The organism is Sulfolobus acidocaldarius DSM 639, from assembly GCF_000012285.1.
GTDB classification, from domain to species: domain Archaea; phylum Thermoproteota; class Thermoprotei_A; order Sulfolobales; family Sulfolobaceae; genus Sulfolobus; species Sulfolobus acidocaldarius.
This window is the reverse complement of sequence record NC_007181.1, coordinates 1-20,026: the sequence shown is the minus strand read 5'-3', so window position 1 is coordinate 20,026 and position 20,026 is coordinate 1. Positions and strand designations below refer to the sequence as shown.

Genomic DNA, 20,026 nt, shown 5'->3' with positions numbered 1-20,026 from the left:
ACTTGATTGGGAAATACATTTGCTCACTGAAAACTTCATCCTATTGCTACTGCCAATATATATTATTGGATTAATGATACTTGTACAGATGTGGTTCGTATATTCTAGGAAAATAACCAAAGCTGCAATAGAGTACGCAGGAGAGAATCCTCAAAAATTAGAGATAAAACTGAAACCAAAACAAAGTGTAAAAATTCAAGTAACAGGAAAGACAACAATATTAACTACAGGTTGGTTAACACTAAAATACAAGGGAACAAAACAGCGTATCTATAAAATAAGGTTAATTAATCATTACGGAGAAATAGAACTAGTTAACGAAAGCCTAATATCCAGCACTAATGTAATTATTTTAAAATCTAACTCAGGGTAAGTTAAATTATGAGACTCAGAGTAGTGTCAAAGGATACTAAGGATGCAAAAGAGATAGCAAGCAACATAAAAAAGATAGCTATTGATATGGGATTTAAAATTGTAGAGGACGAGACAGAAGATGCCATAGTAGTTGTTGGAGGAGATGGAACATTATTGAGATATGTAAAATTAGGAAAACCCATAATTGGTATAAAAAGCGGAAGAAGATCTGCCCTATTTGATGTGGAACCAGGGCAATCAAAAGAGATGTTATTGAAGCTAAAAAACAGAGACTATAAAGTAGAGGAATATAAGTTGCTAGAGGCTAAATCGAAGTATGTAAAGGACATCGCATTTAATGATATTGCAATATTATTTGATCTTCCTGAGACTATATATGGAAGTATTCTATTTGAATCCAACAAAATTATTTTTGAAGGCGACGGAATACTAGTTTCCACCACCCAGGGAAGTTGGGCATGGGGTTATGCAGCAAATAGGATTGTTGTGCATAGAAAAGTGAACGCTATCAATGTTTCATTTTTAAACTGTCTAACACCTGACATTAGAGCACTAATTTTACCTGACAACGAAGAGCTTTCAATAAAATTAGAGGATAAAGGGAGACCACAAAGTGTCAGAATAGTAGTTGATGGTGAAACAGTAGGATATCTTAAAACTAATGAGGATGATGCAATAACTATCAAGATTTCAGAAAAGAAGGCTAACATACTTAGGTTCTTCAACTCGGTGAATCTTGGAAATGTCCGTTAATATTGTGTTCGATACAGCAGGCTTTTTAGCCGGTTTAGAGAATCTTTATGAGAAAGTTTACACAACACAAGAAGTTATAAGAGAAGTTAAGGATTTCAAATCAGCTAGTCTCTTAGAACTTGCTATATCTTCAAATAAGGTTATTATATTTGAACCTACAAGACAATCTCTTTTAACTGTGACTAAAACCCTGAATAAAATTAATGATATATCTCTTTCTAGAACTGACATATCTGTAGCAGCTTTAGCTTTAGATTTAAAACCAAGTTTAGTAGTTACAGATGACTTATCATTACAAAATCTACTCTTACACATGAATATTAAATATTATTCTGTGAAGTTAAATATAAAAATAAGCAAGAAAAAAAATTATATATATAAATGTGAAGGATGTGGAAAAACTTACATGAAAAATATAAAAATATGTGAAATATGTGGTCATAAAGTAATAAAGGTTAGTCAATGACTAACTAATAAATGGATTATTTTACACTCTACCAACTAGCCCTAGAGAAGCCAGAAGTGTATTGGAAGAGTTTTTCAGATAAACTAACATGGTTTACACCTTGGGAAAAGGTTCTACAACAGAAGGACAAATATAGGTATAGCTGGTTCGTAAATGGAAAAACAAACATCTCTTATAACACAGTGGATAGGCATACAGGGACAGCTCTAGTATTTTTCCCTGAGGATTCCAAGCCTATTTACGTAAGATTTGAAGAATTAAAAAGAGTTGTCCAATCCATATCATCAATACTCCTTAAATTAGGTTTACGTAAAGGAAAAAGAATAACCATATATTCCCCTAACTCAATTCAAACACTCTCCACGATTTTTGCATCTGCTAGAATAGGGGCAATTTACTCACTAATATTTGCAGGACTTGGGAAGGAAGCTGTAAATAGTAGATTGCAAGATTTCAATCCAGACATTATAGTTACCAGTAAATATACTGTGAGAAGAGGAAATAAGATACCTTTGCACCATAAAGGCAATATCATGTTTAGGCAAAAAGACGATAATGAGGAAATAAATAATTTGTTAAACATGTCTGAAGATGTAAAAGTAGAGGAGATTGAATCCAGTGAACCTCTTAAGGTAATGTACACTTCAGGTACTACAGGAAAGCCTAAGGGAGTGATCCTACCCCATGGCTCATGGATGGTTGGAGATTACACAGTTTTTGACATACTATTTGGATTGAAACCAACAGATACTGTATTTACTACTGCAGATGTTGGCTGGATAACCTTTTCAAGGGTTATGTATGGTACATTACTTCATGGTTCTACATTCGGATTTATGGAGGGAGCACCAGATAATCCCACAGATAGACTAGTTAAAATAATAGATGAAATTAGACCAAAAGTTTTCTTCACTTCGCCCACGTTATTGAGAATGTTAAGAAGATATGAAATAAGAATACCTAGGGTCGAGTATATAGCTACTGCTGGTGAAATATTTGATGAACAGACATGGGAATATGCTAAGAGATTTGCTGACAGAGTAACTGATGTTTATGGACAAACGGAGTTAGGATATATAATAGGAACACCGTATAGCCTAGACGACGTCGAAGCAAAACCAGGTTATGCCGGTGTTCCGTTCCCTGGAGCTGTAGTAGATACTTTAGACGAAGATGGAAGATCCGTAAGAGGAAATCCAGGTTACTTAGTATGTAAAACGCCTTTTCCTACTCAATTCACAGGAATTTTAAATGATGAAGAGAGATTTTTGTCATATTTTAAGAAATTTGGATATCATGACACAGGAGATGTTGCAATACTTGAAGGAAATTATGTGAAGATAGTGGGTAGAGCGGATGATATGATAAAAGTAGCAGGTCATAGAATAACAAGTGGAGAGGTAGAAAATGTGATCATGGAAATAGATGGTGTTAAAGACGTTGCAGTAGTCGGAGTACCTGATGAAGTTAAAGGAGAAAAATTAATTGTTTTTATTGTAGGAAACGTCAACCAAGACGAGATTACACGTAAGGTAAGGGATTCATTAGGTCCCATATACATTATAGACAAAGTATATTACGTGAAAAGACTTCCAAAGTCTAGGAGTGGTAAAGTAGTTAGACGTGCTCTGAGAGATTTATTAATAGGAAAACAAATTGATTCTAGTATGTTAGAAGACCCAGAAGTAATCGAGGAGATCAAGAATGACATTCGTTGAAGATTTCAGAGAACTAGTACCTATAACAAAAAGAATGACATACCTTAACCATGCCGCTATATCTCCTACCCCACTACCTGTTTACTTTGAAGCTAACAGATATTTAATCGATGTAATGCGTTATGGTTCCTTAGCAGATAACGATGAAGAATCAGATGAATTATACCATATAAGAAAAAACATTGGTTCCTTAATAAATGCAGAAGCTGATGAGATATCGTTAATACCAAACACCAGCTTTGGGGTTAATGTTATCTCATTTGGTTTAGACATAAAGGAAGGAGAAAATATAGTAACTGATAATTTAGAATTTCCAACTGTCGTCTATCCATTTTTAAAACTTGAAAAGAAAGGAGTTAAAATTAAACTAGTAAAAACAAAACCAGATACAATAGAAGAGGATCTGCTTTCCGCAATAGACACTAGAACAAGACTAGTAGCTGTTAGTCATGTAAGTTTCAACACTGGCGTTATGGTAGATGTTAAAAAAATAGTTAAAGAGGTTAAAAGTGTTGGAGGATTTACCCTTTTAGACATAATTCAGAGTGCAGGAGCTATAAAGGTTGATGTAAAAGACCTTGGTGTAGATTTCGCAGTAGCTGGAGGGTATAAGTGGTTAATGAGTCCACAGGGCTCTGGATTTATATACGTAAGAAAAGGATTAATTTCGGACCCACCATTCTATGGATGGAAGAGTACTAAGAATTATTTAGAGTTTAATCCGGAAAAATTTGAAATTGAACCAGGTCCAAGAAGGTTCGAAATTGGGACAATCGATATAGCAGCTAATCTGGGATTAGCCAAGTCTTGTGAAATAATCAGAAAGCATGAAGAAGAAACCTATTCTTCAGTTCAAAATTTATCTGATTATGTGATAAAACTTGCTGAAGAGAACAGACTAGACGTGATTACACCTAAGAAAAGAAAGGCAGGTATATCCATAATAAGGGTAAATAATGCTAAGCAAGTAGTTCAGAAACTATTAGAGAAGCATATAGTTGTTTCTGCCCGAGGAGAAGGGATAAGAATATCTACTCATTTCTATAATACAAAGAGGGAAGTTGAGATCTTGATTGAAGAGATGAAGAAGATTCTCCAACAAGCCTCATAGTCCTTAGGAAAGCCTCCTTAGCTTTTTCTCCTACATCTTTAGGAACCTTTACCTCATAAACTTCCAACTCTAACGATCTCTTAATATTCTCCAAGTTTACCATAGCCATATAAGGACATCTTGCACATCCGCAAGCTTCTGTTGTAACTAAGGGGTAAAATTCCTTTTCTGGAACTTTTAGCTTTAATGCGTTTATCATTCCTAATTCTGTGGCGACTATAAATTCTCTCTGTGGGCTATCCTTCGCAAATTTGACCATCTGATTAGTAGATCCCACATAATCTGCTGCTTCCAGTACTTCTAGAGGGCTTTCCGGATGCGCCATAAGAATAGCGTTCGGATATCTTTTCCTAGCCAACTCTACTAATTGTTTGGTATAATTTGCATGTACTATACATTTTCCATCCGGTGGTACTTTAATTAGTTTCTTGCCTGTACGAGACTCAACATATCTAGCAAGATTAATATCAGGACCAAAAATGATTTTATCCGAATTAATTCGCTCAATTACTTGAATGGCTGTGGAAGAAGTTACCACATAATCGGCTAAGGCTTTTGCGTAAATACTGGTATTTATGTAAAGAACTACTGGAGCTCCAGGATACATTTCCTTGTATTTCTTCAATACGTCTACTGGTAATGAGTCTGATAGAGAACAACCGGCATTAGGCTCTGGTGATAGCACTTTCTTATCTGGATTTAATGCAGCAGCCTGCTCTACCATAAAGTAAACACCAGCGAATACTATTATATCCGCGTTAGTATTCATTGCCTTTAATGCTAGATCAAAAGAATCTCCTGTAAAATCAGAAACTAGTTGAACACCATACTCCATATAATTATGTCCCAGTATTATTGCATTCTTTTCTTTTTTTAATCTTTTTATCTCAGATATTAAATTATTATTGTAGGCAGGCATTGGCAATCGAACATATGTTCAATTACTTATGAGTTTTTAAAATTAATTATTGAAAAGTATAAGTCTTCTAAATCCTCCATTATTCTAACTAGCATAGGGTAAATTATACTATCATCTACTTCTTCTATTCTTGTGGCAATGTTTACAACATCTATGAACTCCTCTATATTAGATGGTCTTATCACCTTTTTTCTGGCTAAATCCCAAATCAAATTTTCCCCCTTACTTGAAGTTATTTTACTTGCTGATGATTCAATTAATTTGTATAAGAACTTTATAGCTTCTCTGATACTGAGGTTTATCTCTCTATTATTCTTAAACTCTTCAAAACTAATTAGTGTACCTTTTTCAATAACTTTATAATATTCCCAAAATTTTTCCATGCCTTAAGATTTTTATTATCACCTCGCTAATGAAGTTAATGTGAATTTCATTCAGGAGATTAACGGAAAAATAAGCCTTAATGGTAATTTTGCGTTTATTCTAGTTATAGCAACAACTGACGTTAGTCTTATTCCAGGAATTACTGTTGCTGGGGCTACACCTGAATTAACGCACTTTACTCCTGCAGCAGATGCAGAATTCTTGATTAAAGAAAAGTGTATCTCTATAAATTCTGTTCCTGTAACACCAACTGGAATACCAACACCAGCAATAATCAGTAGAGCCTCACTGAAACTTGTAAATGCTACAAAGTTAGTGGTTAACGCAGGTTCTAGGGTAAAACCAAAAATACCCTTTATAGATGTAGGGGGAGAACCAGGGGGAGATATTAGGAAATTCTCCCTTACCAGAGAGACATCACAGAGGATATTAGAAAATTCTATCATATTGGGAGAAGAATTGGCAAACTCCTATGACTTCTTAGTGATTGGTGAATCAATACCCGCAGGCACCACCACAGCTATGGCTGTACTCCTAAGTCTAGGATATGACGCAGCTGATAAAGTCAGTTCTGCGTCTCCTGTGAACCCTAAAGACTTAAAAAGAAAAGTGGTATACGAAGCCATAAAAGATTTACCTAGTGACTTTCTGGGCAAAATAAGTAAAGTTTCTGATCCCATGTTAATCAGCGTGGCTGGAATCACAATTGGATTTAGGAAAAGAGTGTTATTAGCAGGAGGTACACAGATGACTGCAGCTGCAGCTATAATCAAGGAAATTGACAAGAAGATAATTCAAAACATATCAATAGGTACAACTAAATGGATAATTCAAGACTCTTCCTCAGATATAGTCTCCATATCTAGACAAGTCGGAGTACCAGTTATGGCATCATTATTAGATTTCAGCAAATCAAAATACAGTGGATTAAGAGCATATGAAGAAGGGTTCGTTAAGGAAGGTGTAGGAGCAGGCGGGTCATCAATTATTGCATTATCAAAAGGATTTACACCGCAAGATATATTAGTGGAAATAGAAAAAATATATTCTAAATTAATATGATAAATGAGTTTGAGTTCCTTACGACGAGAGAGAAGATTGTACTACTGTTAAAATATTCACAAGAACCATTAACAGCAAAACAGATAATGAAAATATTAGGGATAAAAAAGGAAAAAGAAGTTTATGAAAACCTTTACCATATAGCCAAATCCTTAAAAAGGAAAAACGTAAAACTTTTTGTATATTTACCAAAATGTAACAATTGCGGTTACGTCTTCAACATCGAGAAACCAAGAAAACCAAGTAAATGCCCCGAGTGTAAGAGTGAAAACATAGAACCGCCAAAATTTACAATTAAGTGGTTGAAATGAATAAAGTAATATTCATAGATATGGGAGAAACACTTGTCAGTTTTAGTCCAAAATTTCATCAACCTATATTTCAATTTCTTAAAGATAAAGGATATAATATCTCTGAAAAGCAGGTATTTAGAGCCATTAATAGGCAGTTAGGCAAAAAGCATTTTCCAGATCCTACAATTGGCGGATTAAGTGAAATAAACTACTATGAACTTTTGTATGACCTTAAGATATTTCCTTCTGAAAGTTTAGTAAATGAGCTCATGAAACTTAATCTACTATCAGATGTATGGGAGTTATACGAAGATGCCTTAAATTTCGTAAAAGAAGCAAAAGAAATGGGCTATAAATTGATATTAATCACAAACGCTACCAAAAGTGTTTACAGAATAATTCGTGATCTAGAGATAGACAAATATATAGATGATATGTATGCCTCTTGTGATCTAGGCGTTTTAAAACCTCATCCCAGGATATTTAAAATGGCTATGGAAAAACATGGAAGACCAGTATTTCATATTGGTGATGTATATGAAGTGGATTACATTGGGGCACTACGAGCAGGAATTAATCCTGTATTGTTAGACAGATTCGGTTTTTATGAGGACGTAAAAGCTAATAGGGTGAAAAGCTTATTAGAGGTACTGAAATTAATAGTAAGAAACAATTAGAAATATTTCTAGAAAAAGTTAAAAATCATCCAAATCCTAAGTACCAATTAGAGCAGTATATAACCCCTTCCGATCTAGCATCTACAATATTATGGACAGCTTACCTGAGGAAAGATATTCAGGGTAAATTAGTAATAGACCTAGGCTGTGGAACAGGAAAATTCTGCTTAGGTGTGACTGTACTGAGAGGAAATTGCGTATGCATTGAACTCGATAGGGAAGCCATTATGGAGGCGAAAAGCTTATTGAGGGAATTCGATAATCCTGAGTTTATTGAAGCTGATGTTGAGTCACTTGAGATATCAAAAAAGGTAGACACTGTAATACAAAACCCTCCATTTGGAGTAGTGAAGCAAGGTATGGATATGGTATTTCTGAGAAAAGCTCTGAGTATTTCTACAACAGTTTATTCAATTCATAAGTCAAATCCAAAAACACAACAATTAATTGAAAGGATATCTAAAGAATATGGTTTTCAGTATGAAATGCTGACTTCCAGATACAGAATGAAGCCCTACTATCCATGGCATACAAAAAATTTTCATGAATTCCAGGTAGATGTCTACTTATTTTATAAGAATAATTTCTCCTTTTAATACCTTTAACAAGAATTCTTTTACTCCCTCCCCATCCTCTTTTTCTAGTATCAATTCACTAATCTCCTTAATCATGGGTAGGGCATTTGCAACACTAACCCTAATGTCTGCAACTCTAAACATTGAAATATCGTTTTCACTGTCCCCAATTGCAACTATCTTGCCTCTATAACCAAGTCTCTCTCGAAGTTGGATTACAGCACTCCCCTTATCAACTCCTTTCGGAAGAATCATTGCATCATTTCTATTCCATTCAACTGTTGCGTCCTTAATCGAATTTAGAACACCTTTATATTCATGAGCCTTATCTACATATACTATTACATTTCCCAGACTATAAGAAATATTGTAATTATCAAGGATTTTAATTATGTTTTTTCGTGTATCAAACCAAGAAGGTTGAATATTGTAAATTAACTCACCATTAACGTACATTAAAGCTCCATTTTCTAATATCCAACCAGTAGGTTTAAGTTCAGGGGCTAGAATATCTATAAACTTCTTCTCCCTTCCCGTAACAACAAAAAATGGATAGGTCTTAGAAAAATCATTTACAATCCGAGCGACTTCTTTGTCTATACGAAAATTATTCTTTTCTGAGGACAGAGTTCTATCATAGTCAGATACAAAAATTATGTCCTTATTCAAACTTATACCCCAGATCTTCCAATACCTTTTTCATCTTAAGCGCATCTCTTTCTAGCTCTGGACTTTCACAGATAAGAGAAATTGAAATGTCCTTCCTCTTAACTAATTCTCTAGCTAAAGGTTCAAAAGGAGGAGTATTGTTATCTATAGGTATATGTTCATCAATATACTTACCGTTTTTAAAAATTAATGACTCAAAATGGGAATTTATATGAATTAAGTTCAACTCTTTAACTAGTCTATTGATTATTTCCTCATAATCTATCTTACCACCCAATCTTCCAAAGGTATGTGCCCAATCAATGTAGGGAATAACACCTTTTATTTCCTTAGATATTGAAATGACCTCGTCTAGTGAGCCAAAAGCTGTCTCCTTAGCCATAGTCTCTACGCCAAATTTTACGTTTTTGATTCCATTAGATCTAGCACTATCCACAACCTCTCCTAATTCAGATTTAATTTTCCCATAACATTCCTCTGGTTTCATTTTACCGTAAAACGCTATGTGAATAGCTATAGCATCTGCACCCATGCTCTCTGCCCTATCTGCAGTATCAAGTATCCTTTTCTTGGATGCCTGTACTTTCTCGTCTTCCTCTGAACATAAGTTTATAAAATAAGGAGCGTGCACTGATAATCTTACCCCTAACTCCTTCGCTACTCTACCTACTTCTTCTGCTGTCTCCTTACTCATTTTCACTCCTTGAACAAATTCAACTTCCATTGCGTTCAAACCTAGCTCTTTAACAGTTTTTACTCCGTCTATAGTAGATTTCTTCTTTGCGCTATGGGGAACACCTGCAGGTCCTAAGTATATCTTTACCATGTGATGAAATTATAACTTGCAGATAAATATTATTTAGGATACACACTAATAATGTTAAGTTGAGCATCAATGATGCATATCGATAATTATCTATTAGAGGCAATAATAATATTCATAATAAGTTTAGCCTCAAATGCTCTCCCGTTCCTTGGTGCTCCTTATACATTGATAGCAACATATTTCATCATCAAGAACGGGATAAACATAGAAAATTTTGTTATAGCAATAGTTATTTCGGGTTTAGGGGCAGCTTTAGCTAAAACGCTCACTTATGCTTTAGGATTTGTTTTAAGAAAACCTTTACGAAGAAATAAAAATATCGACATTCTAAGTAAGTTTTCTCGCTCTAGATATTTTAAAATATTATTATTCATCCTTTCTGTAATTCCACTTCTTCCCTTTGATGATTATTTATTTATAGGTGGAGGAGTGGCTAAAGTATCTATACTTAATATGTTAAAAGTGTCAATACTTGGCAAATTGACCAAAAGTGCTGTAGAAATACCTTTAGAAGTATTCGGAATAATTAAGATAAGTGATGTTTTAAATGTAGGGGCACTTACTTTAACATTAATATTTTCAATAGCTTTTATAGTGTTAGGAGTTGTCCTCTTCTTAATTGACTGGGAAACATTATATTTGAAAGCAAAGCAAAAATATCATTGGATTAATTTTTAGTCCTATGAGAATATATTCGTCTAAGAAATTTGATGTACTAATTGAGAACTTTAACTTACCAAATGGAAAACAAGTGGAGAAAGCATTTGTGAGACATAGAGGCTCAGTAGTCATTGCTCCCTTTTTAGGACCAGAGAGGATAATTTTGATCAAACAATACAGACCCATATTAGGAAAGTGGTTATATGAGTTTCCTGCTGGAACAATAGAGGAAGGGGAAAGTGAGGATCTAACTGCAAGAAGAGAGTTAGAGGAGGAAATAGGTTATGTTCCCCTTAAATTATTCAAGGTTTTAAAATTCTATGTCTCCCCTGGAATAGCAACAGAGTTAATGCACCTATATATAGCTACAAATTTGACAAAAACTACTCAAAAATTAGAGGAGTATGAGGTAATAGAGCCTTTTGAATTAACGATTGATGAAGCAATTAAAATGATAGATGAAGGAAAAATAGAGGACGGAAAAACTATTCTCAGCCTCTTATTCATTTCAAGAAAATATCAAGAGATCCGATCTCTCCTACAAGGATAGGCTCCTCTGAAACAACCCACTTTCTTGCCTTTGCCTCCCTGAGTCGCTCCACTACATTTATCCACTTGGAGAGATCTGGAGCTTCATAAATTACCACGAACTCATAGTCAGCAATACCAAAAGAATAAGTGGTATATGACCTGATTCCCTGATTATCAGGATGGGTCTTTGCTATCTCTATATGCTCATCCATTATCTCTTTACGTTCTTCGAAAGGTAGTAAATACCATTCAGGAGATTTTTTCATTGGGTATGCTATAAAATACCTGAGAGGTTCTAGTCTAAGGTAAGAGGCTAATTTATCAGCTGAACCACCAATATAAGGTGATGGTTTAAAATACGAAAATAGTGTAAGCTTCTCCTCTAAAAATCCTTCCCCTGAAGAAATCAGGGAATATCTGAGGTTATTTAGTTTAGACGTATCAAAGTCTGATACCCAATATAAAAGATGACCATCGTATCGCAGAGAAATAAATCTCTTTAATGCAACAAGATCATTCTTACTACGAGCCTCTAATTCTTCTATTCTATTTAATATATTCCTTCTTGTTTGGAGAGAGGTTGACCACCATTCGTTATTAAATTTAGCCTGAATTACGTACATGTAAACTCCGTTAGCCATATTTCTTACTCTTCAGATTTGTAGTATAAAAAATGCATTACAAACTAATAAACCAAAAATCTCTAAATCTTAAAACTTAATGTCAGTTAACCCAAGCATATATAATAGATAGGGAACTCTAATGGATAAGCCTTTTAGAATATACATAACAGGCAAACCAGGCATAGGGAAGACAACACTTCTCTTCAATATCTACAGGATATTAAAAGAGAAGAACTGGAGAATTACAGGCTTTTATTGCCCAGAGGTGAGAGTTAATAATACTAGAATGGGCTTTAAAATTAAAAGCGTCCTATCAGGCAAAGAGGCTTGGCTTGCTAGAGTAGACGCTAGAAGTGGAATCAGGATTGGAAAATATTATGTAGTCTTAGAAGATAATTTCGTAAGACAGCTCGAGGAAGAAATATTTAGCTTCCCTGATATCATCTTGATTGACGAAATAGGACCCATGGAACTTTCCTCTGTTTCCCTCAAAAATTTGATAAATAAAATACTGACATCAAATTACCCTGTTATTGCTGTTGTTCATAGGTCAATAAAGTTTGATGATGGTGTGATCTATGAAGTAACGATACAAAACAGGGATATACTCCTGGAAGAGATACTAGGAAGAGTAACTTCTAACAAAAATAATATATAGATAAGGTCTTTATTATTTCTGTGGATTCAGAATTACGTAGACGAATAGTCTATTTTCTTCTTTCTTCAATCATGCTTTACGTCTTGTTTGTGTATAATTCGAGAGAGAGTATTCTTTCAAATCCCGTGCAGTCTGCAATAGTCTCTATCTCCTTCTTCTCTGTGGTAGCCATAATAATAATAGCCATATATCCTGAAATATTAAGCCCACAAAGGAAAATGGAGAGAATAGATGATTTCGTGGTTATTATTGCCACATTAACTTTCCTATTTATAGGTCTCTCCCTCATAAACTCCTTCGGAACTGATAATATGGAGTACACGTATGAGGCATTGAACAACTTTTTCCAGGGCAAAAATCCTTACGAGATGGTATATGGACCACATACAGTCCAACCAACTTATACCTTATCTGGAGGTGTAGCAAGTAACTTCATCTATCCTCCGTTCTCGTTTATCGTTTATATCCCCATTTATCTTCTAATAAAGGCGTTTAACTTACCTGGTTACGTTTTAAATGCTGAAAACGTTATATTTGCAGTCATATTAGGCTTGTTACTCTACAAAATTGGTAAAGAAAAGGACGATCCATTTGCACTTTTTCCTGTCATATTTTTATATATAATCACTGCAGTATCCATACCACCTTTCTATGGCGTGCCTATAGTTATCGCATCAACTTTTCTGGCTTTATCTTACGTTAAGAAGAATTATCTAGGAGGAATTAGCTTAGCCTTAGCCATATCATTTTCCCAACTATCATGGCTTGCTTTCCCTTTTCTACTGATTTACAGGATCAGAAGCGACAACGTGGGCAAACAATTTCTTAGATCTAGTTACTTCCTATCATTCCTTATTACACTATCCATCATAAATATTCCATTTCTAGCTTGGAATCCTGTGAGATTCATAGGCAACATAATAACATTGAATACGCAACTGATACCAGTTGGTCAGATAGGTCTTACAGTTATCTCATACTCTGGATTGTATCCTATGGAGCCATGGTTCTTCACTATAGTGTTTGGCGTAGTAGCCATATTCTTAACATACTTATATTACCAACTCTTTGATTATTTGAAGGAAATTATTTGGCTATTTCCACTCATCATCTCATGGTTTCTGTGGAGGACACTAACGGAATATTTCTTTATGTGGATACCGTTGATCTTCACTTCCCTGTTTAGAACTCAGTATAAGCTCCCAACAATCAAACTTAACTTTAAGAAAAAAATCGTATTGCCATTACTTATTATATTTGTTTTCTTAGCATCATTGTCAGTTTACGCCCACGAGTCTTACGTGGCTTCAAATCCACTAAAAATAGATGAAGTATACACCTTGCAGAATACCCCACCATATACTGCTTTAATAATTAAGGTCCAAAACACTAAAAATGAACCGGTCAATATAACATTAGTTAGAGTATCTATACCTAACAATCTAAACATGGTATGGAATTCAACTGAGACTGTTATCCCGCCAAACTCTAGTGCTCTGGTGTTTGCGTATGCCAGCAATTCATTAGAGGCTATAAATTCCACACCATTTACAGTGCAAGTATATTCAGAATACTATTTTGCAACATATACTGTTAATAGCACTCAGTAGGATTATAAATTGATGATGCCGGAATATGTAAGGGAAAAATTAACACTTAATTTCCCTTTAGTTACTGAATACTTAGTCAAGAGAATTAAGGATTACATCAATAACAGTGGAAAGAGCGGAGGTATAATTGGATTAAGTGGAGGTATAGACTCCTCTGTTGCTTCAGTTCTTTTATCTAAAGCAACTGAAAATTTTCATGTACTATTAATGCCTTCATCAAGTACACCAAAAGAAGATTTAGACCATGCCTTCATGATTTTACGTCTCATAAATGCTACTGAATCAAAGTACACGATCATAAACATAGATCCAATAGTGGATCAATTTAGGTTAGCGGTAAAGACTAATGATAAAATTATTTCGGGCAACATAAAAGCAAGAAGTAGAATGATCTTGTTATATGCTTTTGCCCAAAAATTCAACTACTTAGTTGTGGGTACGGGGGACAAAAGTGAACTTATGCTGGGTTATTTCACCAAATACGGGGACGGTGGAGTAGACATACTTCCCCTAGGTGACTTATATAAAACCCAAGTAAGAATGCTTGGTAGATATTTGGGAGTACCAGAGGATATTGTAAAGAAGCCTCCCTCTCCTGCCTTGTGGGAAGGGCAAACTGCAGAAGGCGAAATAGGATTAGACTATGAGACTATAGATTCAATATTGTACCTCAGGTTCGAGGAAATGAGGAGTGAGAATGAAATTTCAGCGTTAGTAAATGTTCCAATAGACTTAGTGAGAAGGATTGTGCGAATGGTAAAGATCTCTCAGCATAAGCGACTGCCACCTGAGATATTTAGACTAAGTGGAAGATCAATAAATTCAGACTGGAGGTATCCAAGACAATGGGCATAAAGGTTGAGTTAGCACAAATATCTTCAAAACTAGGAGATGTAGAATATAATCTGAACAAGCATTTAGAGATACTACAAACTTCTAGTGCAGAATGTGTAGTTTTCCCGGAACTATCTCTAACAGGTTACGTGCTTAAAGATTTGGTTTATGAGGTATATAAGGACAGTGAAAATGCTCTAAACAAAATTGCGGAAAATGCAAGAGGTTGTATCATAGTAGGTTTTATAAAAGAAGTGAGACCAGGGATATTAAGAAATACGGCAGGCGTTATATTAAATTCTCAGATAAATTACGTATACAAATTCTATTTACCCACATATGGACTTTTTGAAGAAAGAAGATATTTCCAACCTGGAAACCCTATAAGGGACTTAAACATATTTGAGTATAAGGGATTAAGATTCGGTGTAATTGTATGTGAGGATGCGTGGCATTATGAGCCTATAGAAGCATTAACCATGTTAGGGGCAGATGCCATTTTCATACCCTCTGCTTCACCCATGAGAAGATTGACATCACATAAACTATTCATACAGGATAATTGGGAGGCTTTATTGAAAGCCCACTCACTGATTAACGGAATATGGACCCTATTTTCAAATTCAGTAGGTAGCCAGGAGGAAGAGTATTTTTGGGGTGGCTCTATGGCTGTATCCCCTCTGGGCGAAATTAAAGCAAAGGCGAAATTATTTGAAGAAGACAGGATTATAATTGAAATTAACATTAATGAGAATAGGAAAAATAGATTTTTCAGTAGTTTCAGAGAACATATTTCAACGTTTCATGACGTATTAAGAGAACTTTAATCTTTTTTAGTTAGAAACTTAATCATATATTGGAATATGCAGTTACTCAAAAGATCTAATTTAATGGAGACTGTACTATTCCTACTTCTTCTCCTGTTCCTTATCCTCTCTTTATTATCACCAATTTTTCTTATACCTGCCATTGGATTATCAGCACTAAATACTATGTATGATAAATATTTTCTACCTATACCTCTTTCGCTTATTCTTCTATTATTACTTGGTATCCATGAATATTATACATATGCTGTAATAACACTGACGTTATTTCTTGTAGCAATGGTTGTTTTAAATAGACTAAAATACCATCCATTTTAGAAAAAAATGTTTATCTAGTTTTCAGTAAATTTTTACTATTCCAAAAAGGCTTAGATTTAAACATAAAGAACGGCTCATGTAGCATATGAGCATCGTAAAGTTAGAGGAACTCATGTCACTCCCTGGTTGGGATACTAGGAGGAAAATATTAGAGAGTTTATCAGAGAAACCAAAAACTGCTTACGAACTGTCTAAAGAGCTTGATTTGAATTATTCAACAGTCAGATATCACTTAGAATTACTAGAAAAATTTGGATTTGTAAAGGCTAGAAAAACTAAGAAATACGTATATGAAGTTAGCTTCAAAAATCTTGAATTTTATTCCAATCAGGTATAATTTTTTATATATCTTATTAAGAATCTATATTTATGAAATGTTCTACTGAAGACTTAAGAGACATTAGAGGTTTTAATTTTTTCGTAGAAAACTGCAACAAGGATTATTTATCTCAAAAGTTTAATCTATTTAGAAAACATGCGGATGAAAACAACAAGACATACATAGTGAGGATAGCCGAGAGCAATTACTTTAGATTTGAAGTTCTGTTGATTCCAAAGGGTCCAACACTACTATCTCTTTCCACAGCTAGGGGGACAAATAACATTACCCTGAGAAGTTTGTCCAGCATTGAAGAGTTAACAAAGCTCACATACTGTGCGTATAATAACCCTGATGTAAAGAAACTATTTGACCAATTCCTAACTGCATCGACTAGAGAATCTGAGATAGTGGATTTATTGGAAAGAAGAGATGAAGTTGAAGTAAATAATGAGTGCCAGGAAGTTAAGTTAGTAAAACTAGAATTACCAATGGAAACACAAGGTAAATGGGTATCCAGTGAAATTTTGACTATTAATAAGTTATCTTTAAAAGCTCTCACAAGTGGTCAGACTAGATTCGTCTCCATATCCACGGAAAGACCTCAGAATTCCATCAAGTTTACGAACTTTGAGAGGATAAAGAGTTTGTTTTGCTTTGTAGCAATGGTAAACGAAAAAATGAACAAGTGTGACGGACTAAAGGAAGTTGTCACAGCTTTACTTGAGTCAAATCCTAAAACTAGAAGAAAAAGGAGTAAGAATGAGTGAAAAAGTAAAACCAATTTATGCTTCTGGAGTTTTCACATTTAGCAGAAATGGAAAAGTTACACAATATACTATTTTTTACTATGAGGATCCTGAGAATTATTATGCCTCACTTAATAAAAGTAGCTTAGATTTAGAGCTGAAAAACATAAAGAGTAATTTACAATATTTTTTAGACCAAGAAACTATTTTAATAAATGGTGAGAAATCAAGAGCAAGAGTTATATGGGCGAAACTAGGACTTATAAAAGTTGACCTACCATTTGTTGAGTTTATAATAACATTCAGGGGAAGACTGCGAAGAGGAAGTAATGAATACGTAAACTATTACGAGGAAGAGGAAGCTGAATACCCATACGAAGTAACTTGGGTTATGCCTGGAAGGATCTTGGACATCAAAATCCATGGTCAGGTTACTATAAATAAAAATATAGTTTATGTGAAAGTTAATAGAGGTACAAAAGTAGGTGGAGAAGAAAAAATAACTTTCTTTATCTAATGTCAGTACTTAAAGGACTCTTCATGGATTCTGACTGGGGAGTTCTCATCACTTAAATTCTGAAGCCAATTTCTTAGCCATAGCATATATCAGTGGGATTAATAAAATTCCAAATCCTATTGCTAATCCCCATGCTAGGATCTGAATTATCGAAGTTACATTACTAAATGGTTGTATTATTATAGCTACTGCAACTAGGATAAATATTGCGTAGAGAATAAACCTACCATATGTGGTTATATATGTTGCGTTTGGATCACTTTTAGAAATATTTTCCATAGCTTTGTCAATAATCACAAAACTAAACAGGAGAACTAAGAATCCTATTAGAATATCGTAGAATAGATAAGCACTTATGAATGGGATCCATTGGAAAATAGCTAAAGTTGCAGCAACAGTTATTATAACTGCATATAATCCTAATCTTAAAACTGAAAATATCGATGCAGCAAATGGATCGTCAACCTTAATCTGAGCAGATATGTAGTCCAGTAGAATGTTAATTAGTGTTATACCTAGGGTAAGTAATAGAATTGCCCCAGCTAGATAGGGTAGATATGTGGCTATTGCAGAAATATATGTATTTGCAGGTCCTAAGTTCAAAATGGAAAATGCAATTGCTAATGAGATTATTATTATCAATGCCTTCACAGTTCCTGAGACTAGATTAGCACTTATGTGGATAGTACTACTGGATACCAGCGACCTAAGTACTCTACCTACTATACTTGCCACTATATCGGCAACAATATATCCGATAATTACTATAATTACAAATAGTATTATTGAAGGAATTGCGTTAATAATTTCTGTAGCTAAGTTCGATAGAGCCTCTGATATGCTAGTTGCTTGATAGATTATAATGCTAAATAGAAGGTTCTCTAACATATCAGGTTAGTTTATAATTTTATAAATATATAAAATTATGTATTTAATTGGTCATTTTCTACTAGAATTTTACTTATTTTATCTAGAATTCTTACTATTCTATTTCTTTCTTCTATCAATCTATTTAACTTTATCTTAGTCTCTGTGGCAATCTTAAACTTCTCCTTGATTTCAGTTACATCTTTCCCCAAATACTTACTCCTTAACCTACCGTTCTCCCAATACCTAAGATAATAATACTTTTTACCCTTCACTACCTTTTCCTCAAGATGACCATTAGGTAACGTATCCAAAACCTTCTGCAGTTCAGCGATCTCTGTATCCAGTTTACTCCTCCTCTCTTCTAGTACTTTTACAATTTCCCATAACATGTAAACCGACCTATTACAGTATAATTTCAGTGTTACACTGTGTCCTCATACTCTAACTGCATTGCCTCTTCCAATGCTTTAGTTATCTTCTCCTTATCTGCAACCTCTATTGTTTTCTTAATTCCTCCCGCCCTTCCCTTATTTATTATTTTAACCTTTATTATACCAAACATATCAAGCTCAGATATCACGTCAGAAAATCTTCTGTAGGATAGGGGTTTCTGTTTGTACTCATTACACAGATCCGAGTAAATCTTATGTGCCGTGATAACATCAGAAGCTTGCATAGATGCAATTAGAGCTAGCTTATAGTGAAATGGAAGGGCTTTTATTGCCTCTATTAGCCTCTCTTGCTCATATTCTATTATCGCCCTATCTACATGCTCCTTTCTGATCATTCCTTCCCCTGAGGCTAACTGAGCAGCCCTAAATAGCAAATTAACTGCTTTTCTTGCATCACCGTGTTCTTTAGCTGATATAGCAGCAATATATGATAGAATTTCGTCTGTATACGACCCTTTAATTAATCCGTATTCAGAATAGATGGAAAGTATATGCTTTAACTGTTCTGCATCATAGGGCTTAAAGAAAATTGTCGGACCTAGAGATGAAAGAACTCGCGGTTCCATATAATCACGGATATTAATATCGTTACTTACCATAATTACTGAAATGTCAGCGTTTGCTCTTAGTAGTTGGTAAAGTACTATATCTCCGCCTCTCCTTTTAATCAAAGTGTCTACTTCGTCAAGATATATTAAGGCTTTCTTATCTACTAAATTTTCCTTAATTCTTTCTATGTACTCACCAAGATTTATTCCATGCTTAGGAACCTCCTCACCCGTTATACGTTGAGTTATGGCTGATAAAACAGCCTGAGGTGTCCCACCTACCTCCCTACAGTTAACATAAGCCTGAGACACTACACCATACTCACCGTCCTCCTTCTTAACCTCCTGTATCTCGTTAAACATATACATGGCAACGAAAGTTTTTCCGGTTCCGGTCAAACCGAGAAACAGGGTCGAGAATTTCATGTTATTTTTAACGAAATACCTTACAGCAATAGCAACCTCTCTAAGAATATCCTCTCTAAAAGGAATATCCTTAAATACGGTAAGGGGATCTATGAAGACCTTAGGATTCTTTATAACCTCCCCTTTGCCACCTTTCAGCGTTTCCCTAATTGCCACATGAATACATATGTTTCATACGTTATTTTAGTTTACAATAATTTCCAATGGTGTTACCTCAAACTATTTTGAAATAGGGATTACAGTCATTTAACTCCCC

General features: G+C 34.5%; 27 protein-coding genes. 19 read left to right on the top strand and 8 right to left on the bottom strand.

Annotated features, from left to right (window positions below; all coding sequences use genetic code 11):
- Window positions 1-19 precede the first annotated feature (19 nt).
- Genes SACI_RS00130 through SACI_RS00110 form a run of 5 tightly spaced genes read left to right on the top strand, consistent with a single transcriptional unit; the run spans window position 20 to window position 4,423 of the window.
- Window positions 20-373, top strand: a complete 354-nt coding sequence (locus SACI_RS00130; protein WP_015385341.1) for a hypothetical protein — start codon at window positions 20-22, stop codon at window positions 371-373.
- 8 nt (window positions 374-381) lie between these two features.
- The gene (locus SACI_RS00125; protein ID WP_011276958.1) at window positions 382-1,128 is read left to right on the top strand and encodes an NAD(+)/NADH kinase; all 747 of its coding nucleotides are present in this window, start codon (window positions 382-384) and stop codon (window positions 1,126-1,128) included.
- Between the two features lie 4 nt (window positions 1,129-1,132).
- Entirely contained in the window at window positions 1,133-1,594 is a 462-nt protein-coding gene (locus tag SACI_RS00120; protein ID WP_230937896.1) for an NOB1 family endonuclease, read from the top strand.
- Window positions 1,595-1,605: 11 nt separating this feature from the next.
- Entirely contained in the window at window positions 1,606-3,312 is a 1,707-nt protein-coding gene (locus tag SACI_RS00115) for an AMP-binding protein (RefSeq protein WP_011276956.1), read from the top strand.
- On the top strand, window positions 3,299-4,423 hold the full coding sequence (locus SACI_RS00110) for an aminotransferase class V-fold PLP-dependent enzyme (RefSeq protein ID WP_011276955.1): 1,125 nt from the start codon (window positions 3,299-3,301) through the stop codon (window positions 4,421-4,423). The genes SACI_RS00115 and SACI_RS00110 overlap by 14 nt, the downstream gene beginning before the upstream one ends.
- Here the strand turns inward: SACI_RS00110 and nadA are convergent.
- On the bottom strand, window positions 4,344-5,342 hold the full coding sequence (gene nadA, locus SACI_RS00105) for a quinolinate synthase NadA (RefSeq protein WP_011276954.1): 999 nt from the start codon (window positions 5,340-5,342) through the stop codon (window positions 4,344-4,346). The two genes, SACI_RS00110 and nadA, sit on opposite strands and share 80 nt — an antisense overlap.
- A 26-nt stretch (window positions 5,343-5,368) precedes the next feature.
- Window positions 5,369-5,725 carry a hypothetical protein gene (locus SACI_RS00100; protein WP_011276953.1) on the bottom strand — a complete coding sequence of 119 codons (357 nt, stop codon included), beginning with the start codon at window positions 5,723-5,725 and terminating at the stop codon, window positions 5,369-5,371.
- A 40-nt stretch (window positions 5,726-5,765) separates the two neighbouring features.
- On the opposite strand from SACI_RS00100, the gene cobT reads away from it, so the two are divergent.
- From cobT to SACI_RS00080, 4 genes are read left to right on the top strand one after another with little or no spacing between them, the layout of a single operon-like run.
- A complete protein-coding gene (gene cobT / locus SACI_RS00095; RefSeq protein ID WP_011276951.1) occupies window positions 5,766-6,788 on the top strand; it encodes a nicotinate mononucleotide-dependent phosphoribosyltransferase CobT in 1,023 nt (340 codons plus the stop codon).
- Window positions 6,785-7,099 carry a transcriptional regulator gene (locus tag SACI_RS00090; protein ID WP_011276950.1) on the top strand — a complete coding sequence of 105 codons (315 nt, stop codon included), beginning with the start codon at window positions 6,785-6,787 and terminating at the stop codon, window positions 7,097-7,099. The genes cobT and SACI_RS00090 overlap by 4 nt, the downstream gene beginning before the upstream one ends.
- Entirely contained in the window at window positions 7,096-7,758 is a 663-nt protein-coding gene (locus SACI_RS00085; RefSeq protein ID WP_011276949.1) for an HAD family hydrolase, read from the top strand. Before SACI_RS00090 ends, SACI_RS00085 begins: the two co-directional genes overlap by 4 nt.
- A complete protein-coding gene (locus SACI_RS00080; RefSeq protein WP_306308642.1) occupies window positions 7,722-8,354 on the top strand; it encodes an METTL5 family protein in 633 nt (210 codons plus the stop codon). Before SACI_RS00085 ends, SACI_RS00080 begins: the two co-directional genes overlap by 37 nt.
- On the opposite strand, the gene SACI_RS00075 is transcribed toward SACI_RS00080, so the two are convergent.
- Window positions 8,325-9,002, bottom strand: a complete 678-nt coding sequence (locus SACI_RS00075; protein ID WP_011276947.1) for a phosphoglycolate phosphatase — start codon at window positions 9,000-9,002, stop codon at window positions 8,325-8,327. The two genes, SACI_RS00080 and SACI_RS00075, sit on opposite strands and share 30 nt — an antisense overlap.
- Window positions 8,995-9,828 (bottom strand): deoxyribonuclease IV, encoded by an 834-nt coding sequence (locus tag SACI_RS00070; RefSeq protein WP_011276946.1) that lies wholly within the window; start codon window positions 9,826-9,828, stop codon window positions 8,995-8,997. Before SACI_RS00070 ends, SACI_RS00075 begins: the two co-directional genes overlap by 8 nt.
- A 69-nt stretch (window positions 9,829-9,897) precedes the next feature.
- Here SACI_RS00070 and SACI_RS00065 point away from each other — a divergent pair, with 69 nt between their 5' ends.
- Window positions 9,898-10,506, top strand: coding sequence for a hypothetical protein (locus SACI_RS00065; protein ID WP_011276945.1), 609 nt, complete (start codon window positions 9,898-9,900; stop codon window positions 10,504-10,506).
- A gap of 4 nt (window positions 10,507-10,510) precedes the next feature.
- Window positions 10,511-11,038 (top strand): NUDIX hydrolase, encoded by a 528-nt coding sequence (locus SACI_RS00060; RefSeq protein WP_011276944.1) that lies wholly within the window; start codon window positions 10,511-10,513, stop codon window positions 11,036-11,038.
- Here SACI_RS00060 and SACI_RS00055 read toward each other — a convergent pair.
- Window positions 10,992-11,660, bottom strand: coding sequence for a chlorite dismutase family protein (locus SACI_RS00055; RefSeq protein WP_011276943.1), 669 nt, complete (start codon window positions 11,658-11,660; stop codon window positions 10,992-10,994). The genes SACI_RS00060 and SACI_RS00055 overlap by 47 nt on opposite strands.
- A 121-nt stretch (window positions 11,661-11,781) precedes the next feature.
- Here SACI_RS00055 and SACI_RS00050 point away from each other — a divergent pair, with 121 nt between their 5' ends.
- From SACI_RS00050 to SACI_RS00020, 8 genes are all read left to right on the top strand, one after another.
- Window positions 11,782-12,300, top strand: a complete 519-nt coding sequence (locus SACI_RS00050; RefSeq protein ID WP_011276942.1) for an NTPase — start codon at window positions 11,782-11,784, stop codon at window positions 12,298-12,300.
- 20 nt (window positions 12,301-12,320) lie between these two features.
- Window positions 12,321-13,910 carry a hypothetical protein gene (locus tag SACI_RS00045; RefSeq protein WP_230937897.1) on the top strand — a complete coding sequence of 530 codons (1,590 nt, stop codon included), beginning with the start codon at window positions 12,321-12,323 and terminating at the stop codon, window positions 13,908-13,910.
- 15 nt (window positions 13,911-13,925) lie between these two features.
- A complete protein-coding gene (locus SACI_RS00040; protein WP_011276940.1) occupies window positions 13,926-14,765 on the top strand; it encodes an NAD+ synthase in 840 nt (279 codons plus the stop codon).
- Window positions 14,756-15,571: a nitrilase-related carbon-nitrogen hydrolase gene (locus SACI_RS00035; protein ID WP_011276939.1), complete on the top strand. Its 816-nt coding sequence runs from the start codon at window positions 14,756-14,758 to the stop codon at window positions 15,569-15,571. Before SACI_RS00040 ends, SACI_RS00035 begins: the two co-directional genes overlap by 10 nt.
- 36 nt (window positions 15,572-15,607) lie before the next feature.
- On the top strand, window positions 15,608-15,889 hold the full coding sequence (locus SACI_RS11965; protein WP_061972215.1) for a hypothetical protein: 282 nt from the start codon (window positions 15,608-15,610) through the stop codon (window positions 15,887-15,889).
- 85 nt (window positions 15,890-15,974) lie between these two features.
- Window positions 15,975-16,226 (top strand): ArsR/SmtB family transcription factor, encoded by a 252-nt coding sequence (locus SACI_RS00030; protein WP_011276937.1) that lies wholly within the window; start codon window positions 15,975-15,977, stop codon window positions 16,224-16,226.
- Between the two features lie 32 nt (window positions 16,227-16,258).
- Window positions 16,259-16,978 (top strand): hypothetical protein, encoded by a 720-nt coding sequence (locus tag SACI_RS00025; protein WP_011276936.1) that lies wholly within the window; start codon window positions 16,259-16,261, stop codon window positions 16,976-16,978.
- Window positions 16,971-17,474 (top strand): hypothetical protein, encoded by a 504-nt coding sequence (locus SACI_RS00020; protein ID WP_015385334.1) that lies wholly within the window; start codon window positions 16,971-16,973, stop codon window positions 17,472-17,474. The genes SACI_RS00025 and SACI_RS00020 overlap by 8 nt, the downstream gene beginning before the upstream one ends.
- Window positions 17,475-17,522: 48 nt before the next feature.
- Here SACI_RS00020 and SACI_RS00015 read toward each other — a convergent pair whose 3' ends face one another.
- From SACI_RS00015 to SACI_RS00005, 3 genes are read right to left on the bottom strand one after another with little or no spacing between them, the layout of a single operon-like run.
- Entirely contained in the window at window positions 17,523-18,362 is an 840-nt protein-coding gene (locus tag SACI_RS00015; protein ID WP_011276934.1) for a mechanosensitive ion channel family protein, read from the bottom strand.
- 35 nt (window positions 18,363-18,397) lie between these two features.
- Entirely contained in the window at window positions 18,398-18,733 is a 336-nt protein-coding gene (locus SACI_RS00010; protein ID WP_011276933.1) for a hypothetical protein, read from the bottom strand.
- 32 nt (window positions 18,734-18,765) lie between these two features.
- Window positions 18,766-19,926 carry a Cdc6/Cdc18 family protein gene (locus SACI_RS00005; RefSeq protein WP_011276932.1) on the bottom strand — a complete coding sequence of 387 codons (1,161 nt, stop codon included), beginning with the start codon at window positions 19,924-19,926 and terminating at the stop codon, window positions 18,766-18,768.
- Window positions 19,927-20,026: the final 100 nt, after the last annotated feature.

Bases quoted from the DNA above. Each gene is read 5' to 3' on its own strand.
- SACI_RS00070 (WP_011276946.1), bottom strand. From the start codon at position 9,828: ATGGTAAAGATATACTTAGGACCTGCAGGTGTTCCCCATAGCGCAAAG.
- SACI_RS00060 (WP_011276944.1), top strand. From the start codon at position 10,511: ATGAGAATATATTCGTCTAAGAAATTTGATGTACTAATTGAGAACTTT.
- SACI_RS00030 (WP_011276937.1), top strand. From the start codon at position 15,975: ATGAGCATCGTAAAGTTAGAGGAACTCATGTCACTCCCTGGTTGGGAT.
- SACI_RS00100 (WP_011276953.1), bottom strand. From the start codon at position 5,725: ATGGAAAAATTTTGGGAATATTATAAAGTTATTGAAAAAGGTACACTA.
- SACI_RS00020 (WP_015385334.1), top strand. From the start codon at position 16,971: ATGAGTGAAAAAGTAAAACCAATTTATGCTTCTGGAGTTTTCACATTT.
- SACI_RS00025 (WP_011276936.1), top strand. From the start codon at position 16,259: ATGAAATGTTCTACTGAAGACTTAAGAGACATTAGAGGTTTTAATTTT.
- SACI_RS00065 (WP_011276945.1), top strand. From the start codon at position 9,898: ATGATGCATATCGATAATTATCTATTAGAGGCAATAATAATATTCATA.
- SACI_RS00050 (WP_011276942.1), top strand. From the start codon at position 11,782: ATGGATAAGCCTTTTAGAATATACATAACAGGCAAACCAGGCATAGGG.
- SACI_RS00110 (WP_011276955.1), top strand. From the start codon at position 3,299: ATGACATTCGTTGAAGATTTCAGAGAACTAGTACCTATAACAAAAAGA.
- nadA (WP_011276954.1), bottom strand. From the start codon at position 5,342: ATGCCTGCCTACAATAATAATTTAATATCTGAGATAAAAAGATTAAAA.
- SACI_RS00040 (WP_011276940.1), top strand. From the start codon at position 13,926: ATGCCGGAATATGTAAGGGAAAAATTAACACTTAATTTCCCTTTAGTT.
- SACI_RS00125 (WP_011276958.1), top strand. From the start codon at position 382: ATGAGACTCAGAGTAGTGTCAAAGGATACTAAGGATGCAAAAGAGATA.
- SACI_RS11965 (WP_061972215.1), top strand. From the start codon at position 15,608: ATGCAGTTACTCAAAAGATCTAATTTAATGGAGACTGTACTATTCCTA.
- SACI_RS00090 (WP_011276950.1), top strand. From the start codon at position 6,785: ATGATAAATGAGTTTGAGTTCCTTACGACGAGAGAGAAGATTGTACTA.
- SACI_RS00010 (WP_011276933.1), bottom strand. From the start codon at position 18,733: ATGTTATGGGAAATTGTAAAAGTACTAGAAGAGAGGAGGAGTAAACTG.
- SACI_RS00085 (WP_011276949.1), top strand. From the start codon at position 7,096: ATGAATAAAGTAATATTCATAGATATGGGAGAAACACTTGTCAGTTTT.
- SACI_RS00015 (WP_011276934.1), bottom strand. From the start codon at position 18,362: ATGTTAGAGAACCTTCTATTTAGCATTATAATCTATCAAGCAACTAGC.
- SACI_RS00115 (WP_011276956.1), top strand. From the start codon at position 1,606: ATGGATTATTTTACACTCTACCAACTAGCCCTAGAGAAGCCAGAAGTG.
- SACI_RS00055 (WP_011276943.1), bottom strand. From the start codon at position 11,660: ATGGCTAACGGAGTTTACATGTACGTAATTCAGGCTAAATTTAATAAC.
- SACI_RS00035 (WP_011276939.1), top strand. From the start codon at position 14,756: ATGGGCATAAAGGTTGAGTTAGCACAAATATCTTCAAAACTAGGAGAT.